Origin of the sequence: Streptomyces longisporus, from assembly GCF_039532765.1 — a bacterium.
Lineage (GTDB): Bacteria > Actinomycetota > Actinomycetes > Streptomycetales > Streptomycetaceae > Streptomyces > Streptomyces longisporus.
In genome coordinates this window covers 287,404-303,793 of sequence record NZ_BAAASG010000008.1, presented here as the reverse complement: position 1 = coordinate 303,793, position 16,390 = coordinate 287,404, and the positions used below count along the sequence as shown (strand labels likewise).

Genomic DNA, 16,390 nt, shown 5'->3' with positions numbered 1-16,390 from the left:
CTCATCCTCCCCCGAGGCTCCGGGACGGCGCCGCGCAGGGGGCGCACGCAGTAGATCAGTGAGCCCTGTACGCGCCTGCACGCAGGTGGGGACAATGCGCCAGGTCGGCGCTCTCATGGCCGAAAACGCCGGGCACCTCCGCTCCAAGTCGTCGAGAAAGCAGGTCGGCTCCCGTGCTGCTACGTCTGCCCGAGTCCGTGTCCCAAGCGCAGGAGTGCCTCGCCGAGGGAGCCGTACCCGTCGGGGGGGCGACCCTGATCTGGGCCGACTGGCAGCGCGACGGGTTTCCCGAGCAGGCCGTGTCGCTGCGCAGGCTGCCGGAGGCCAATGTGATCGGGCGCGGGATCCTGGGCGGCGCCGTCGTGCTGAACACCGTCGACGAGCGCGTGCCCGAGGTGCTGCACCGTGCGGCCGCCGCGGTGGGGACGGGAGCCGTGCGCCGAACGGCCACCGTCGGCGGCAACCTCGTCGGCAGCACGCTGCGCTGTCTGCTGCCGGCCGCGCTGGTGCTGAAGTCCTGGGCGACGGTGCTCGACCGGGACCGGGTCTACGAGACCGACCTCGCCGAAGTCCTCGCCAAGCACCACCTCCTGCTCAGCCTGCACTGGCGCGAACCGCTCGCCAGCGGTTACCGAAAACTGCCCGGCGAGGCGGGTGGACAGCCGCCGCTCGTGGTCGCCGCCGCGGTGCACACGGATGACGGCGGGCTCAACCGCCTCCACGTCGCCGTACGCGACGGCTACGACGTGCTCACGGACGAGGTCCCCTGCCATGCCGGCCCGGAAGCGGCGATCCGTGCTCTGGGAGACACGCCCGTCGGCACGCTCCACGTGGCGGCGTGGCAAACCGTGCGTGAACACGTCACCGACCTGCTGGCTCGCCCGGTCAGTCGGTGATGTCAGGCCGCCACGGGCATGGCCTCGGTGGCCCGCCGTGCCTTGATGACGAGCACCAGCGCGGCGACGGCCGATCCGGCACCGACCGGTGCGATCGGCCACCATGGCGGTGTGTCCTCCCGTATCGCCGAGGAGAACGCCAGGAACAGGCAGACGGCCAGGCCGACAACGACACCGGAGGCGCTTGCCCAGGGGTACAGCGTCAACGGCACGACGAAGAAGAAGCCGTCCGGTGTCATGCCCCGTGGCACGACAGGCGGCATCCTGCCGGGGCTCTCACTCCGCCGTCTTGCGGGCCAACGCGTTGTTGTCTATCGAGTTGTGCACGCTGAAGCTCACGGCGTCCGAGCGGTAGCGGTCGTCCGACCACTCCACCGGGCGCCCCTCGCGGGTGGTCGTGACGCGACGGACGCGCAACAGGGGGCTGGTGCGGCGGATGCCGAGGAGTTCGGCGTCCTGCGCGCTCGCCGCGACCGCGTCGATGACGTGCTCGCCGTAGGCGAAGACCAGACCCGTGCTGTCATAGAGGAGTTGGGTGACCGAGGGGGCGTACGGGTCGATCGCCTCGACGGCGGGTGAGATCCAGTCGGCGTACACGGTGCGCTCGACGAGGACGGGTTCGCCGTCCAGGCCGCGGACCCGCAGGACGTGCAACACCCGTGCGCCCTCCCGGAGTTGGAGGCGGGCGGCATCCTGCGCGGTGGCGGGCAGGTACTCCTGGGCCACGACCCGGCCGGTGGCCTCGCGGCCCATGGCGCGGGCCCACTGGGCGAAGCTGCGCAGTTCGGCGAAGCTCTGGCTGCGCCGGCTGGCCAGGACGACCCGCCGGGCGCCCTGGCGGGAGCCGATCAGGCCCTCGGCGGTCAGCGCGGCGACGGCCTGGCGGACGGTGCCGCGCGAGACGCCGTAGTGGGCGGCGAGTTCCGTCTCGGCGGGCAGCCTGCTGCCGACCGTGTACTCCTCACGGTCGATCGCCCGCCGCAGCTCGTCGGCGATCTCCTCGTGTCGTGTCGCCACCGTATCCCTCCGAGTCAGCTGCTGTGCACAGCGTGACCAGCCTAATCGAGACCGGCAACTGATCGCGCTTGCCCCGAACTGTGCAGGGAATGGGAGGTCACAATTTCGCCACTGTTTACGAAGTGGTCACCACAGACGGCATTACTGAGGCCAACTTGTTCAGACAAGTTCTCAGCCTTGTGCGTCCTCCCCTGCGCCCCCTTCTGGAGTCACCGTGTCCCAGCCGAGAACAGCCGCCCTGGCCGGCTCCCTCGCCGTCGTAGCCGCACTCGCCCTGAGCGCCTGCGGCGCCGCTCCCGACAACGCGTCGACCACCGCCGGCGGCAAGAACGCCGCCACCGCCACTTCCGCCGCCGACTTCGGCGGTCTCGACGCCCTGGTGAAGGCCGCCAAGAAGGAGGGCACGCTGCACGCGATCGCGCTGCCCCGCGACTGGGCCAACTACGGCGCCCTGATCGACGGCTTCAAGAAGAAGTACGGCATCAAGGTCGAGGTGGAGAACCCGGACGGCACCAGCCAGGACGAGATCAACGCCGTCACCTCCCGCAAGGGTCAGGACCGCGCCCCGGACGTCCTAGACCTCGGCAGCTCCTTCGCCCTCAGCGCCGCCCAGCAGGGCCTGCTCGCGCCGTACAAGGTGACCTCGTACGCCGACATCCCCGCCGGGCAGAAGGACCCGCAGGCCCGTTGGTACAACGACTACGGCGGCTACATCTCCATCGGCTGCGACGCCAAGCGCGTCAAGACCTGTCCGACCACCTTCAAGGACCTGCTGAAGCCGCAGTACAAGGGGCAGGTCGCCCTCAACGGCAACCCCACCAAGTCGGGTTCGGCCTTCGGCGGCGTGTACGCGGCCGCGCTCGCGAACGGCGGATCGTTCGACGACATCCAGCCCGGCCTGGACTTCTTCGCCAAGCTCAAGAAGAACGGCAACTACACGCCCGTCGAGTCCACTCCGGCGACCGTCGAGAAGGGCGAGACGCCGATCAGCATCGACTGGGACTACCTCAACGCCGGTTACGCCGACGAGTTCAAGTCCAAGGGCGTCGACTGGAAGGTGGCGGTCCCGTCCGACGGCCAGTTCTCCCAGTACTACTCGCAGGCCGTCAACAAGGACGCCCCGCACCCGGCGGCCGCCCGCCTGTGGCAGGAGTACCTGTACAGCACCGAGGGCCAGAACCTGTGGCTCAAGGGCTACGCCCGTCCGGCGCTGATGACGGCCATGGAGAAGGCCGGCACCCTCGACAAGACGGCCGCGGCCAAGCTGCCCGATGTCTCCGGTACGCCCTCCTTCCCGTCCGAGGCCCAGCAGAGCAAGGCCAAGACGGTCATCGCGCAGGGCTGGGCGAAGGCCGTCTCCGGATGACGGCCACCCTCACGGGCGTGGACGTGGCGCCGCCGCTCACCTCGGTGAAGCGGCGGCGCCGGGTCCCCGGCTGGCTCGCCGTCGTCCCGCTGCTCGTGTTCGTCGCGGTCGCCTTCGGGGTGCCCGCCATCGCCATGCTGAACGGCGCGTTCAGCGTCAAGGACCAGGCCACCGGGGCCAGTTCGTACAGCACCGAGAACCTCACGGCCTCGCTGCAGGGCGCCTATCTGACCGCCTTGCTCGGCAGCGTCAAACTGTCCGCCGTCTCGGCCGGCATCGGAACCGTCCTGGGGCTGCCCCTCGCGCAGGTCGTGGTCACGTCCCGGTTCCGGGCGCTGCGCGAGGCCGTGCTCACCGCGTCGGGGGTGCTCGCCAACTTCGGCGGTGTCCCGCTGGCCTTCGCGTTCGTCGCCACCCTGGGCAACGCGGGCGTGCTGACCAAGCACCTGCACCTCGCGGACAGGGGCTGGGACCTCTACAGCTTCTGGGGCCTGGTCATCGTCTACCTGTACTTCCTGATCCCCCTCATGGTCCTCACCATCACCCCCGCCCTGGAGGGTCTGCGCTCCCAGTGGCGAGAGGCCGCCCAGAACAACGGCGCCACCGCCCTGCAGTACTGGCGACACGTCGCCCTGCCCGTGCTGATGCCGTCGCTGCTCGGCGGGTTCGTGCTCCTCTTCGGCAGCGCGTTCGCCGCGTACGCCACCGCCGCGGCCATGGTGGGCAGTTCGGTCCCGCTGGTCACCCTGCAGATCGCCGACGCCATCTCCGGCAACGTGCTGGTCGGCCAGGAGAACGTGGCCCTCGCCCTCAGCCTCGACATGGTCCTGGTCGCAGGGCTCGTCATGGCCGTGTACCTGCCCCTGCAACGACGGAGCGCGCGATGGCTCGACGCCTGAACCCGTGGCGGTGGGTCGTCCTCGGCCTCGCCGCCCTGTACTTCCTCGTCCCGCTCGCCGCTTCCGTGATCTTCACGGTCGACGTGCCGGGACAGGGCGTCACCTTCGACGCCTACAGCCAGATCGTCTCCACCGACGGCTTCACCTCCAGCCTGCTGCTCTCGCTGGAGTTGGCGGCCGCCACCATCGCGATCGTCCTGCTGCTCATGGTCCCTGCCATGGTCGCGCTCAGGCTCGCCGCGCCCCGGCTGCGGCCGGTCGTCGAGGTGGTGTGCTCGCTGCCGCTGGTCGTGCCGCCGATCGCGTTCGTCGCCGGCATCGCCACCGTGCTGAAGTGGGGTCCCGAATACCTCTCGCGCACCCCGCTGTTCGAGACCTTCGTGGCGGTGCAGAACCCGAGCTTCCCGTTCGTGCTCGTCCTCGCGTACGTCGTGATGGCGTTGCCGTTCGTCTACCGGGCGCTGGACTCGGGGCTGCGCGCCATCGACGTACGCACCCTCGTCGAAGCCGCCCGCAGCTGCGGGGCCCCCTGGCCGCAGGCGCTGGTGCGGGCGGTCCTGCCCAATCTGCGCGGGGCGCTGCTGAACGCCTCGTTCCTCACGCTCGCGCTGGTGCTCGGTGAGTTCACCGTGGCCCAGCTGCTGGGCTTCCAGCCGTTCGCCGTGTGGATCTACAGCGTCGGCGGCTCGCAGGCCCAGCTGTCCGTCGCCGTGTCCGTGCTCAGCCTGCTCGTCACATGGGCCCTGCTCCTCACGCTCGCCGGCCTCGGCGGGCGGACCCGTACCGCTTCGTCCCGAGGATGAACCATGACCGCCACCACCCTTGAGAAGACAGCCGTCGGCAAGGCCGCCACGGTCGAATTCCGCGGTCTGCGCCGGGAGTTCGGGGCGACCGTCGCCCTGGACGGGCTCGACCTGACCGTGCAGCCGGGAGAGTTCCTGGCACTGCTGGGCCCGTCCGGCTGCGGCAAGACCACCGCACTGCGCATGCTCGCCGGGTTCGAACACCCCGACTCCGGAGAGGTGCTGGTCGACGGCGAGGACGTCACCCAGGTGCCGGCCCACCGCCGGGACGCCGGGATGGTCTTCCAGTCGTACAGCCTCTTTCCTCACCTGAGCGCCCTCGACAACGTCGCCTTCGGGCTGCGGATGCGCAAGGTGCGCACGGCCGAACGCCGTTCCCGGGCCGCCGAGTTGCTGGAGCTGGTCGGTCTCGCCGACAAGGGCGACCGGTTTCCGCACCAGCTCTCCGGCGGCCAGCAGCAGCGCATCGCGCTGGCCCGCGCGCTCGCGCTGCGGCCCCGCGTGCTGCTGCTGGACGAGCCGCTGTCCGCGCTGGACGCCAAGGTGCGGCTGACGCTGCGCGAGGAGATCCGGCGGCTGCAGCAGGAACTCGGCATCACCACCCTGTTCGTGACGCACGATCAGGAAGAGGCCCTGTCCGTGGCCGACCGGGTCGCCGTGATGCGGGCCGGGCGGCTCGAACAGTGCGCGGAACCTGCCGAGTTGTACGGTCGTCCGGCCACGGCCTTCGTCGCCGAGTTCGTCGGCACGATGAGCCGCATCCCCGGGCACCTGTCCGGGACGACCGTGGACGTCCTGGGCCTGCGGCTGCCCGCCGAGGGGACCCTTCCCGCGGCGGCGGAGGTGGACGTGCTGGTGCGGCCCGAGGCCGTGCATGTCACCGCGGACGCCACCGGTGACGCCCGGGTGATCGCCACCGCGTTCCTCGGCGCCGCCACCCGCATCACCGTACGCCTGGCCGACGGCACCGAGGTCAAGGCCGACCTGCCCACCCACGAGGCCGCCGCGCTGGGAGCCGGAGCGACCGTACGGGTGTCGCTGCCCGAGCGCCCGGTGCTGGTCGCCGAGCGGGCGGCGTGAGACGCCGGACACTCCCCCGCAGGACATCCAGGACATCCCCCCACATGAAAGAAGAGACCGTGACCCAACCCCCTCTCCAGGCCGTCCTGTTCGACATGGACGGCACGCTCGTCGACACCGAGCGGCTGTGGTGGGAGGCGGTGCAGTACGTGGCCACGGGCCTCGGCCGGCCGCTGACCGAGGCCGACCAGCCGGAGGTCCTCGGCAGGCCGGTCGAGCACACCGCCGACTGGCTGGGCGCCCTCACCGGGGCACCGGATCTCGCCGACCGGCTGCACTCCGAGTTCGGCGACCGCGTGCGCACCGGCATCGTGCCGCGTCCCGGCGCGCTGGGCCTCCTCGACGCTTTGGCCCGCGAGGGCGTGCCGACGGCCCTGGTCACCGCCTCGCCCCGCGCGGTGGCCGACAGCGTCCTGGCCGTGCTCGGCGCCGACCGCTTCCATGTCTCCGTCACCGCGGACGACACCGAGCACACCAAGCCCGCCCCCGACCCCTACCTCGCGGCCAGCCGCGCCCTGGGCGTCGACCCGGCCCGCTGTGTGGCCGTCGAGGACACCCCGACGGGGGTCAGCTCCGCGGAGGCAGCAGGGTGCGCGGTGCTGGCGGTGCCGTCGCTGGCGCCGATCGAGGCGGCTCCCGGGCGGACGGTCGTGGCCAGCCTGGAGGAGGTGACCCCGGACCGGCTGCGGGCCCTGGTGGTCCCCCGGCTACGGGTGCTGAGCTGGAACCTCTGGCTCGGCGGTGCGAAGGTCGACGACCACCGCGCCAAACAGCTCAAGGTCATCCTGGACACCGAGGCCGATGTCGTGGGCCTTCAGGAGACGGCCGGTACGGCGGCCCGGGAACTCGCCGACGCGCTGGGCTGGCACCACCACCAGGCCGGCGAGAACCTCGGCATCATCAGCCGCCACCCCATCACGGCCCCCCTCGGCGACCCCGAGGTCGGCTTCTACGGAGCGGCCGGCGCCCGCATCCGCATCGGCCGCGCCCACGAGGTGGACGTCTGGACGGCGCATCTGCACTACACGCCGTACGGCCCGTACGAGGCGGCCTTCGACGGGCTGGGACCGGCCGAGCTGATCGCCCACGAAGACGTACGGCTGGCCCAGATGCGGGAGGCCCTGCGCCGGATCGCGGAGTCGGCGGACGAGACGACCCCCGTGATCCTGACCGGTGATTTCAACTGCCCCTCCCATCTGGACTGGCCCGACGTGGCCTGGCCGGTGACGAGGGCCGCCGAGGAGGCCGGGCTGCGCGACTCCTACCGCGAGGCCCATCCCGATCCGGTCCGCGCACCGGGCCACACCTGGTCGCCGGTCCACACCCGCAACGAGGACGACGTCACCCGCCCGGAACCGCAGGACCGTATCGACTACGTCCTGCACAACGGCCACGGCCTGGAAGTCGTCGACTCCCGCACCGTCGTCACCGGCGTCCCGTGCGCATGGCCGGACGTCGCGGGCAACGACTGGCCCTCGGACCATGCGGCGGTCCTCACCACATTCGCCCTCAGCCTCCGGGAGTGACGCATCGAGAGCCCTGTCGTTGCTCCATCCGAGTGGTGTATTCCTGCCCGCAGTCGTAGCGTCGGAACGAGTCCTGGCGTCACAGCGTCATAGCGTCGGTAGGAGACGGCAGCGGGGAGCGGACATGCGCAGGCACACACTGAGTACGGCGGTCACGCTCTGTTTCGCGGCCTCGCTCGCGGCGGCGGCGAGCGCGCCCTCCGAAGCCCGGCCGGCGTCCCCGCCGGCCTCGCAGACCGCACGGCAGCAGGCCAGGGTGCCCGTGCTCGTCGACTGTCTCTTCCACCCGGAAGTGCGCCCCGTCGACTTCATCCTTGCCTGCGGTGACGGCAACAGCCGCCTGGCCGCGCTGCATTGGTCCACGTGGGGCGCGGCCTCGGCAACGGCCGAGGGCGTCAACATCGTCAACGACTGCAAGCCCTACTGCGCGGCGGGCAAGTTCCACTCCTACCCGGTCGTCGTCCGGCTCGACCGGGCGCAGCCCTGGAAGAAGCACCCGCACCTGCAGCACTACAGCCGGATGACCCTCGAATACCCGGCCGGCAGGCCGGACACCTTCGCGCCGACGGTGACGTATCCGCTGTGGAACTGAGGTCAGTGCCGGTCGTCCAGCTCCATGGGCGGCCGGCTCTGCGGGTTCTCCCCCGCGGTGAGGTGTTCCAGGACCTCGACCAGTTCCTGGCAGGCCTGCTCCACCGACCGCCTGGTGTTCAGTTGCTCGGTGATCACGGCTGACAGGAGCAGCGCGGTCAGCGCCATCGCGCCGTTGAAGGCCTGGAGTTTGATCATCACTTCGACGCCGGTCAGCCGGGCGAAGGGCCCGACCCGGTCCGTCGCCGCGATGGTGGCCATCACGGAGGCGAAGAGGGCACACAGCATGCTGCCCGCGAGCTGGAAGCGCAGGGCAGCCCAGATCAGGAGCGGGTAGACCAGGAAGAGCAGGCCCACGGAGCTGTGCATGGCGAAGGGGACGAGGACGCAGGTCAGGAGGGCCAGGGCCACGGCCTCCTTCCAGCGCCGCGCGCAGCGGTGGCGACGCGCGCCGTAGAGCGCCAGCAGGACCGGGGTGACGATCAGGACGCCCATGGCATCGCCGGCCCACCACGCCGACCAGACCAGCCAGAAGCCGTCCGTGGCGAGTTTGCCGGTCAGGACGAGCAGGCCGGCGCCGGCGGTCGCGCTGATCAGCGTGGCGGTGAGCGCGGCCAGGAACACCAGCGCGAAGCCGTCCCGCAACCGGGCGAGGTCGGTACGGAAGCCGACCTTGCGCAGCAGGTAGTACGCGCAGACGGGCGCGGCGGTGTTGCCCACGAGGGTGCCGGTCACCGCGGGCTGGACCGAGCTGATGGACATGACGACGAGGAGCGCGCCGAGCGCGATCCCGGGCCAGACGCGCAGGCCGAAGAGCAGCAGACAGGCCACCGCGACGCCCGTCGGCGGCCAGATGGGCGTGACGACGGCGCCCTCGACGACGAGCTGCCGCAGTAGTCCCAGCCGCCCGGCGGCGAAGTAGCAGGCAGCGACGGCCGACGTCTGGAGGGCGTGGACGGCCGGTCGGCGCAGCTCCTGGATACCCACCACAGCTGACATGAGACACCGGGGCCGCCCGCTCGGCGAGGCGGGAGGCGCCGGGTCCGGCCCTATGGCTGAATGCCGGGACCGTCGTGGGTGACGACGAGTACGGCCGCGTCGTCCTCGTGGCCGACCCGCTCGGCGATCTTCATCACGCCGGCGGCGAGGACGTCGGCCTCCATGCCGGCCACTGCGGCGCTGCCCGCGAGTTGCACCACCCGGGCGAGGCCCTCGTCCACGCTCAGCGAAGGCCCTTCCACCACGCCGTCCGTGAGCAGGACGAACACACCGCCGGTGGTGAGCCGGTGGCGGGTCACCGGATAGTGCATGCCTGCCGCGATGCCCAGGGGCGGTCCGCCCTCGTCCTCGGCGATGCCGCACTGTCCGTCGGCCGTGGCCCAGATGTGCGGGATGTGTCCGGCACGGGCGCTCTCCAGGACGCCGGTGGCCGGGTCGAGCCGTATGAAGGTGCAGGTGGCGAAGAGATCGGTGCCCAGGGACAGGAGCAGGTCGTTGGTGCGGGTGAGGAGTTCGCCGGGGTCGCCGGTGACGGAGGCGAGTGCGCGCAGGCCGACCCGGACCTGTCCCATGAAGGCGGCCGCCTCGGTGTTGTGGCCCTGGACGTCGCCGATGGACAGTCCGATGCGGCCGTCGGGCATCGTGAAGGCGTCGTACCAGTCGCCGCCCACATTGAGGCCCTGGCAGGCCGGTGCGTAGCGGACGGCCAGGTGGTAGCGGCAGGCGGCGGGCAGGTCTCGGGGGAGCATGCCGCGCTGCAGGGCGAGGGCCAGCTCCACCCGGGAGCGCTGCAGCTCCGCGAGTTCGCGTGCCTGGGCGGTCAGCGACCCGAGTCGGGCAAGCAATTCGTCGCCGTCCTCTGTCGGACGCTCGAGGGACATTGATCACTCCGGCGGGACCGTGGGCCATGGCCCCATCGGGGCAAATCCCCAGATTATGCGTTTAACGGGATGTTCGCGACAGGACGGTCGGTGAAGTCCGCCGTGCGGCTTCACCGACCCGCCCTGCCGCGCTCCGGCACTCCTGGCCGTGGCGTCCGGGTCAGCCGCCGAGGGCCGCCATGACCACGTCCTTGGCCTCTTCCTGCACCTGGCGCAGGTGGTCGGGGCCGCGGAACGACTCGGCGTAGATCTTGTACACGTCCTCGGTGCCCGAGGGACGGGCCGCGAACCAGGCGTTCTCGGTGGACACCTTGATGCCGCCGATGGCCGCGCCGTTGCCCGGGGCCTCGGTGAGCACCCCGGTGACCGCCTCCCCGGCCAGAGTGTCCGCGGTGACCTGCGCGGGTGAGAGCTTGGCGAGCAGCGCCTTCTCCTGTCGGGTCGCGGGGGCGTCGATGCGTGCGTAGGCGGGCTCGCCGAAGCGGGCGGTGAGGGCGGCGTAGTGCTCCGAGGGGGTCTTCCCCGTGACCGCGATGATCTCGGAGGCGAGCAGCGCCGGGATGATGCCGTCCTTGTCGGTGGTCCACACCGAGCCGTCCCGGCGCAGGAAGGACGCCCCGGCCGACTCCTCCCCGCCGAAGCCGATCGAGCCGCCGACCAGCCCGTCCACGAACCACTTGAACCCGACCGGCACTTCGACCAGCCGGCGTCCCAGGTCGGCGGCGACCCGGTCGATCATGCCCGACGAGACCAGGGTCTTGCCGATGCCCGCGTCGGCGGGCCACTGCTTGCGGTGGGCGTACAGGTAGGAGATGGCCGTGGCCAGGTAGTGGTTGGGGTTCATCAGGCCGGCGTCCGGGGTGACGATGCCGTGCCGGTCGGCGTCGGCGTCGTTGCCCGTGGCGACCTGGAAGCGGTCGCGCTGTTCGATCAGTGAGGCCATCGCGTAGGGCGAGGAGCAGTCCATACGGATCTTGCCGTCCCAGTCCAGCGTCATGAAGCGCCAGGTGGGGTCGGCGAGCGGGTTGACCACGGTCAGGTCGAGGCGGTGCTGTTCGGCGATCCGGCCCCAGTAGGCGACCGAGGCTCCGCCGAGCGGGTCGGCGCCGATGCGCACGCCCGCGGCCCGGACGGCGTCCAGGTCGAGCACGTGCGGCAGGTCGGCGACATAGGCGCCCAGGAAGTCGTGGCGGCGGGTGGTCTCGGCGGCGAGCGCCCGGGTGTACGGGATGCGCCGTACGTCCTTCAGTCCGGCCGCGATGATCTCGTTGGCCCGGTCCTGGATCCAGGAGGTCGCCTCGGAGCCCGCGGGTCCGCCGCTGGGCGGGTTGTACTTGAAGCCGCCGTCGGCGGGCGGGTTGTGCGAGGGGGTGACCACCACTCCGTCGGCGAGGCCGGAGGTGCGGCCGCGGTTGTGGGTGAGGATGGCGTGCGAGACCGCGGGGGTGGGCGTGTAGCCGTCCGCGCTGTCGATGAGCACGGTCACCCCGTTGGCCGCGAACACCTCCAGCGCGGTGACCCGTGCCGGCTCGGACAGGGCGTGGGTGTCGGCGCCGAGGAAGAGCGGGCCGTCGGTGCCCTGCTCGGCGCGGTACTCGCAGATCGCCTGGCTGGTCGCGGCGATGTGGTCGTCGTTGAACGCGGTCGTCAGGGACGATCCGCGGTGTCCTGACGTGCCGAACGCCACCCGCTGCCCCGGGTCGGCCGGGTCCGGGTGCAGCGCGTAGTACGCGGTGACCAGCCGGGCGACGTCGACGAGGTCCTCGGGGCGTGCCGGGCTGCCCGCTCGCTCGTGCTGCATGTGCCCGCTCCTCCACATCGGTTGACCAAAACGCTTGCCGCCCCATCTTCCCTCGTGATGGCGGCGGCCAGCGAGAGCGGGTCAGTGCTTCGAACGTGCCAGCAGCGCGCAGACGAAGTTCTCCTGGACGGCGCGCAGTCGGCTGAGCAGCGCCGGGGTCTGGGACTTGTTGATCTGGGTGGTGACGGAGAAGGTCAGGGAGCGGCGGCCGTCGGGGGTGGCGGCGATGAGCTGGGTGTAGCCGGGGAAGTTGCCGGTGTGCCCGAGGACGACGCCGCAGCGGGTCGCGTAGCGGAAGATGGCGAGGCCCGCCGTGTTCTTGCCGGGACCCGCGGGTTCGGAGGCTCCGGCGATCCAGCGCCGTTGCTCGCGCACGACGTTCTTGCCGTAGAGGGCGCCGCCCGCGTAGCCGCGGATGAAGCGGGTCATGTCGGCGGGGGTGGAGACGATGCCGCCCGAGGCCCACGAGCCGGACGCACTGAGAAGCTCGCTGACGTCCTGCGGGGGCGGTGGGGTCACGTCGTAGCCGTGCAGATAGGGCTCGAACATCATGTAGCCCTGGGGAAGGGTCGTGTCGTGCAGGCCCAGCGGCCGGTAGACCAGCTTCCGCAGCAGCAGCTCGTAGCGGGTGCCGGTCGCCGCCTCCGCCATCAGGGCGACGGCGATGTTGTCGGAGTTGGAGTAGCGGTACTGGCTGCCCGGGCGGAAGTTGAGGGGCTGGTCGGCGACGAAGTCGAGCAGGCGCCGGGAGTCGAAGTGGTGGTGCGGGTCGGTGGCGAGGATGCTGCGGAACTCGGGGGCCGCGCTGAAGTCCGGCAGTCCGCTGGTGTGGTTGAGAAGTTGCCGCAGGGTGACGCGGTGCCAGGCCTTGGGCAGTTGTGGCAGCCGTTCACCGATGGTCTCGTTCAGGCGCAGGGTGTGCCGGTCGACCAGGGACAGGGCCACGGCTCCGCTGAAGGCCTTCGCTGTGCTGGCGATGCGCATGTGGTCGTACTGGCTCGGTCGGCGTCCGGTGGCGAGGTCCGCGACACCCGCTCGTACGACCTGGGTGTGCCCGTCCCTGCGCAGCACGGCGATGACGCCGGGGGGTCCGCCGGGGGCGCGGACGAGTTGTTCGAGCTGGTTCTGCAGGTCGCTGCCGCGTGCTGCGGGGGTGGCGGCGGTGCTCGCGGGGGTCTGGCAGAGCGCTGCCAGGCAGACCGCGGCGACACCGGTCGCCCGCAGTCGGGTCCGGAGCGGGAAGGGACGGGCCGGAGTGGAGCGAAGGGGCATCAGGTCTCCCGGGGCGGGCCGTAGTTGCAGGCCAAGCCTGTCCCCGTGCCCCGGGTGCGGCTCTTCCGGCTGCTGCATACGGCCCCACGGTTCACCCGTCGGCCGGTACCACCTTCAGCACCTTGCCCTGGGGGCTGGCCAGCACATAGCCGGTGGCGTACTTGTCGGCGAGGCAGACCTCGAAGGCCTCGGGGTCGTCGTTGAACTCGTTCGGCGGCTGCAGGAGCAGATAGGGGCTCGCCGGCTTGTCGACGCCCAGCTTCTGCTCGGCGAGGGTGAGGAGAGCGGGCAGCTTGTCCCAGCGGTAGTTCTTCAGGCTGACCGGGAGCTTGCCCATCAGGGTGCCGGGGAGGGTGCCCTTCTCCACCCCCTTGCCGGGCCGGTAGGTGTAGCTGTCGTAGCGGGTCCGGCTGCCGGGGACCATGGCCTTGACCGACACGTACTCGGGGTAGACGGCGAGATCGCCGAAGGTGTCCCTGCCGGTCCTGTCCTCGATGGCCCGGAGCGCCTTGCGGATGCCGTCGGGGGTGAGCATGCCGGTGGCGAGTTTCGTGGTGGGACTGGGCAGGGGCGTGTCCGCCGGTGTCGTGCCGGGGGTGGTGTGCCGCCCGCCGGTCGTCGGGGACGCCGATGCCTTGTCGCCGCCGTCCGGCCACGCCACCCAGGTGATGCCGCCCACCAGCACGGCAGCGGCCGCGACGGAGGCGAGCGCGGCCCGGCGCATCCGGCCCTGGCTTTCGGGGCGGGGCACGACGGTCTCGGAGGGGGTCGGCACCGGCGCCGGGACTGCGTTCAGCGGGGGCGCCAAGGGGTACGAGGTGGCCGCGGGTTCGTGTCCGTCCTCCTCCGCGGCGGCCAGCATGTGCTCGACCGTCTCCGCCTCCGGCCGCGCCCCGGGATCACGGACCAGCACCGCGGCGAGTACGGGAGCCAGCGGTCCGGCCTGCTTCGGCGGTGGTACGTCCTCGTGCAGTACGGCGGCCAGCGTGGCCAGGGTCGTTCCGCGCCGCAGCGGATGGTGGCCCTCGACGGCCACGTACAGCATCATCGCGAGCGACCACAGGTCCGCCGCGGGCCCGCCGTCGCTGCCCGCCACACGCTCCGGGGCCATGTAGTCGGCGGTGCCGATGATCGATCCGGTGGCGGTCAGGGCCGTGGAGTCACGGATCGCGGCTATCCCGAAGTCGGTGAGGACGGGCCTGCCGTCGGTGCGCAGCAGTACGTTGGCGGGCTTCACGTCGCGGTGCTGGACGCCCGCGGCGTGCGCGGCGCGCAGGGCGTCGAGCACGCCGCGGCCCAGGCGGGCGGCTTCGGCGGGCATCATCGGTGCGCGGGCCAGGCGGTCGGCGAGGGAACCGCCCTCGACCAGTTCCATGACGATCCACGGGTAGGTGCCCTCGCCGCCGTCGACGATGTGATGGATCGTCACGACGTTCGGGTGCTGCACCCGGGCCAGGGCGCGGCCCTCGCGCAGGACACGTTCGCGCAGCATCCGTGCGGAGTCCGGGTCGTACTCGGCGAGATCCGGGTCGGCGGGCCGAACCTCCTTGACGGCCACGCTGCGGTGCAGCAGCAGGTCGCGGGCGCGCCACACCGTGCCCATGCCGCCGCCACCGAGCCGGGACTCCAGCTCGAAGCGGCCGTCGACGACCCGTCTGTCGGTGTCCCCGTCGCTCATGGCGAGGAGCATAAGGTACGCGAAACCCGCCTCCGCACCCTGGCGGGCTTGCGTCAGTCGGCGGCTCCGAACCAGGACGCGGACCTTGAACTCGCCGTAGGCGCCCGGGACTTCGGGCCGGCTCAGACGGAGACGACCGGTGACAACACGACGAGGGGTACCGAGCGCAGCAGCCCGCCGCAGAGGCTGAGCAGCGCGCCCGTCGCGGTGAAGGCAGGCTGAAGCGGTCCACGACGACAGCCGCGGTCGTCACCATGTGCGGTACCCGGTGTGCCGGGAGGCGGGTGACTGGGCGGGACGGCTGAGGTCGGGGATGAAGCTCGGCACCAGAACATGCAGTGCAGTGCTCGACGACGGCCCGGGCGAGAGCGCCCGGGCCGTCTGTCGTTGCCGGTGGGGGTCAGATGGTCGGCGTCATCCGAACATGCCCGGCTGGTAGTCGCCGGCGGGCTGCTGGACGATGACGTTGAAGCGGTTGTACATGTTGATCACGGCGATGGTGGCGACCAGGGCGGCGAGCTGGTCCTCGTCGAAGTGCTTGGCCGCGTTCGCCCAGGCCTCGTCCGTGACCCCGCCGGCCGCATCCGCGATGCGGGTGCCCTGCTCGGCCAGCTCCAGGGCGGCACGCTCGGCGTCGGTGAACACCTTGGCCTCCCGCCAGGCCGCGACGAGGTGGAGACGCTGGGGGTCCTCTCCCGCGGCCAGGGCATCCTTGGTGTGCATGTCGGTGCACATGCCGCAGCCGTTGATCTGGCTGGCGCGGAGCTTCACCAGCTCCTGCGTCGCGAGCGGCAGCGGCGACTCCGAGACGATCTTGCCCGCCGCGTTGAGGTGCCGGAAGAGCTTGGCCGCGACCGGGTTCTCGAAGAGGTTGAGACGAGCTTCCATGGTGTGCTCCAGTGCCGTTGTCGGTGGTTACACCTCTTTGACGGCACGGCCCTTCGCGTTGTGACACACCCGAATGTGACCTGCATCTCAGTCGAGCAGTCCCGCGGCCAGCGTCGCGCCCAACTCCCAGCAGGCCTCTACGTCCGCTTTGGCGGGCTCCCCGGTGACGGTGACGGGTTTCGCGGTGCGGCGCCAGCCCAGGCCGGTCGTGATCGCCTCGATACCGCGCACCGCACCGGTGACGTCGCTCCCGCCGTGCACGTAATAACTGAAGGGCCTGCCCTGCGTCGCATCCAGGCACGGGTAGTACATCTGGTCGAAGAAATGCTTGAGGGCTCCGGACATGTAGCCGATGTTGGCCGGGGTGCCGAGCAGATAGGCGTCGGCCGCCAGCACGTCGGACGCCGTTGCCGCAAGCGCCGCCCGCCGCACGACCTCGACGCCCTCGATCTCCGGCGCGGTGGCGCCGGAGAGGACGGCCTCCAGCATCGTCTGGCAGTGGGGCGAGGGCGTGTGATGCACGATCAGCAAGGTGGGCACACCCGCACCCTAGTGCCGCATCACGCAAGGTTCGCCCTGGGTCTGACTGTCCCTTGCGCCGGATGCGAGCCGGTCGGCTCGTCGCCGATTCCGGGAGTGGGCGGAGTGCTCAGACGGCTTCGTCAATTGCTTCCGCGACGCCGACGGACTCGC

Annotated in this window: 16 protein-coding genes; 7 read left to right on the top strand and 9 right to left on the bottom strand. The window is 71.2% G+C overall.

Translation table 11 applies throughout. From position 1 onward, the window contains the following. The first annotated feature begins 173 nt into the window (after nt 1-173). Nucleotides 174-896 carry an FAD binding domain-containing protein gene (locus ABD355_RS18460; protein WP_344401532.1) on the top strand — a complete coding sequence of 241 codons (723 nt, stop codon included), beginning with the start codon at nt 174-176 and terminating at the stop codon, nt 894-896. Nucleotides 897-898: 2 nt separating this feature from the next. Here ABD355_RS18460 and ABD355_RS18455 read toward each other — a convergent pair whose 3' ends face one another. Beyond that, the gene (locus ABD355_RS18455; RefSeq protein ID WP_344401531.1) at nt 899-1,147 is read right to left on the bottom strand and encodes a hypothetical protein; all 249 of its coding nucleotides are present in this window, start codon (nt 1,145-1,147) and stop codon (nt 899-901) included. A gap of 25 nt (nt 1,148-1,172) precedes the next feature. Beyond that, nucleotides 1,173-1,913, bottom strand: a complete 741-nt coding sequence (locus ABD355_RS18450) for a GntR family transcriptional regulator (RefSeq protein ID WP_344401530.1) — start codon at nt 1,911-1,913, stop codon at nt 1,173-1,175. Nucleotides 1,914-2,127: 214 nt separating this feature from the next. Here ABD355_RS18450 and ABD355_RS18445 point away from each other — a divergent pair, with 214 nt between their 5' ends. The 6 genes from ABD355_RS18445 (at nt 2,128) to ABD355_RS18420 (ending at nt 8,179) form a co-directional block, all read left to right on the top strand. Further along, complete coding sequence (locus ABD355_RS18445) at nt 2,128-3,279, top strand: ABC transporter substrate-binding protein (RefSeq protein WP_344401529.1); 1,152 nt, start codon at nt 2,128-2,130, stop codon at nt 3,277-3,279. Continuing rightward, on the top strand, nt 3,276-4,178 hold the full coding sequence (locus ABD355_RS18440) for an ABC transporter permease (protein ID WP_344401528.1): 903 nt from the start codon (nt 3,276-3,278) through the stop codon (nt 4,176-4,178). The genes ABD355_RS18445 and ABD355_RS18440 overlap by 4 nt, the downstream gene beginning before the upstream one ends. Then, a complete protein-coding gene (locus ABD355_RS18435; RefSeq protein ID WP_344401527.1) occupies nt 4,163-4,981 on the top strand; it encodes an ABC transporter permease in 819 nt (272 codons plus the stop codon). Before ABD355_RS18440 ends, ABD355_RS18435 begins: the two co-directional genes overlap by 16 nt. 3 nt (nt 4,982-4,984) lie before the next feature. After that, nucleotides 4,985-6,061: an ABC transporter ATP-binding protein gene (locus ABD355_RS18430; protein ID WP_344401526.1), complete on the top strand. Its 1,077-nt coding sequence runs from the start codon at nt 4,985-4,987 to the stop codon at nt 6,059-6,061. Nucleotides 6,062-6,105: 44 nt separating this feature from the next. After that, nucleotides 6,106-7,587: an HAD-IA family hydrolase gene (locus tag ABD355_RS18425; RefSeq protein ID WP_425585762.1), complete on the top strand. Its 1,482-nt coding sequence runs from the start codon at nt 6,106-6,108 to the stop codon at nt 7,585-7,587. A 124-nt stretch (nt 7,588-7,711) separates the two neighbouring features. Continuing rightward, nucleotides 7,712-8,179: a hypothetical protein gene (locus tag ABD355_RS18420; RefSeq protein ID WP_344401523.1), complete on the top strand. Its 468-nt coding sequence runs from the start codon at nt 7,712-7,714 to the stop codon at nt 8,177-8,179. Nucleotides 8,180-8,181: 2 nt separating this feature from the next. On the opposite strand, the gene ABD355_RS18415 is transcribed toward ABD355_RS18420, so the two are convergent. The 7 genes from ABD355_RS18415 to ABD355_RS18385 all read right to left on the bottom strand — a co-directional run bounded on the left by ABD355_RS18415 (nt 8,182) and on the right by ABD355_RS18385 (nt 16,237). After that, complete coding sequence (locus tag ABD355_RS18415) at nt 8,182-9,177, bottom strand: MASE1 domain-containing protein (protein WP_344401522.1); 996 nt, start codon at nt 9,175-9,177, stop codon at nt 8,182-8,184. 50 nt (nt 9,178-9,227) lie between these two features. Then, nucleotides 9,228-10,058 (bottom strand): PP2C family protein-serine/threonine phosphatase, encoded by an 831-nt coding sequence (locus tag ABD355_RS18410; RefSeq protein ID WP_344401521.1) that lies wholly within the window; start codon nt 10,056-10,058, stop codon nt 9,228-9,230. Between the two features lie 160 nt (nt 10,059-10,218). Next, the gene (pgm, locus tag ABD355_RS18405) at nt 10,219-11,859 is read right to left on the bottom strand and encodes a phosphoglucomutase (alpha-D-glucose-1,6-bisphosphate-dependent) (RefSeq protein ID WP_344401520.1); all 1,641 of its coding nucleotides are present in this window, start codon (nt 11,857-11,859) and stop codon (nt 10,219-10,221) included. 81 nt (nt 11,860-11,940) lie between these two features. Next, on the bottom strand, nt 11,941-13,131 hold the full coding sequence (locus ABD355_RS18400; protein WP_344401519.1) for a serine hydrolase domain-containing protein: 1,191 nt from the start codon (nt 13,129-13,131) through the stop codon (nt 11,941-11,943). A 91-nt stretch (nt 13,132-13,222) separates the two neighbouring features. Next, entirely contained in the window at nt 13,223-14,809 is a 1,587-nt protein-coding gene (locus tag ABD355_RS18395; RefSeq protein WP_344401518.1) for a serine/threonine-protein kinase, read from the bottom strand. A gap of 414 nt (nt 14,810-15,223) precedes the next feature. Next, entirely contained in the window at nt 15,224-15,697 is a 474-nt protein-coding gene (locus tag ABD355_RS18390) for a carboxymuconolactone decarboxylase family protein (protein ID WP_344401517.1), read from the bottom strand. Nucleotides 15,698-15,784: 87 nt separating this feature from the next. Then, the gene (locus ABD355_RS18385) at nt 15,785-16,237 is read right to left on the bottom strand and encodes a flavodoxin family protein (protein ID WP_344401516.1); all 453 of its coding nucleotides are present in this window, start codon (nt 16,235-16,237) and stop codon (nt 15,785-15,787) included. Between the last annotated feature and the right edge of the window lie 153 nt (nt 16,238-16,390).

What these genes read in the sequence shown, in the direction of transcription:
- ABD355_RS18440 (WP_344401528.1), top strand. Translation starts at nt 3,276, where the DNA reads ATGACGGCCACCCTCACGGGCGTGGACGTGGCGCCGCCGCTCACCTCG.
- ABD355_RS18435 (WP_344401527.1), top strand. Translation starts at nt 4,163, where the DNA reads ATGGCTCGACGCCTGAACCCGTGGCGGTGGGTCGTCCTCGGCCTCGCC.
- ABD355_RS18430 (WP_344401526.1), top strand. Translation starts at nt 4,985, where the DNA reads ATGACCGCCACCACCCTTGAGAAGACAGCCGTCGGCAAGGCCGCCACG.
- ABD355_RS18425 (WP_425585762.1), top strand. Translation starts at nt 6,106, where the DNA reads ATGAAAGAAGAGACCGTGACCCAACCCCCTCTCCAGGCCGTCCTGTTC.
- ABD355_RS18420 (WP_344401523.1), top strand. Translation starts at nt 7,712, where the DNA reads ATGCGCAGGCACACACTGAGTACGGCGGTCACGCTCTGTTTCGCGGCC.
- ABD355_RS18415 (WP_344401522.1), bottom strand. Translation starts at nt 9,177, where the DNA reads ATGTCAGCTGTGGTGGGTATCCAGGAGCTGCGCCGACCGGCCGTCCAC.
- ABD355_RS18410 (WP_344401521.1), bottom strand. Translation starts at nt 10,058, where the DNA reads ATGTCCCTCGAGCGTCCGACAGAGGACGGCGACGAATTGCTTGCCCGA.
- pgm (WP_344401520.1), bottom strand. Translation starts at nt 11,859, where the DNA reads ATGCAGCACGAGCGAGCGGGCAGCCCGGCACGCCCCGAGGACCTCGTC.
- ABD355_RS18400 (WP_344401519.1), bottom strand. Translation starts at nt 13,131, where the DNA reads ATGCCCCTTCGCTCCACTCCGGCCCGTCCCTTCCCGCTCCGGACCCGA.
- ABD355_RS18395 (WP_344401518.1), bottom strand. Translation starts at nt 14,809, where the DNA reads ATGAGCGACGGGGACACCGACAGACGGGTCGTCGACGGCCGCTTCGAG.
- ABD355_RS18390 (WP_344401517.1), bottom strand. Translation starts at nt 15,697, where the DNA reads ATGGAAGCTCGTCTCAACCTCTTCGAGAACCCGGTCGCGGCCAAGCTC.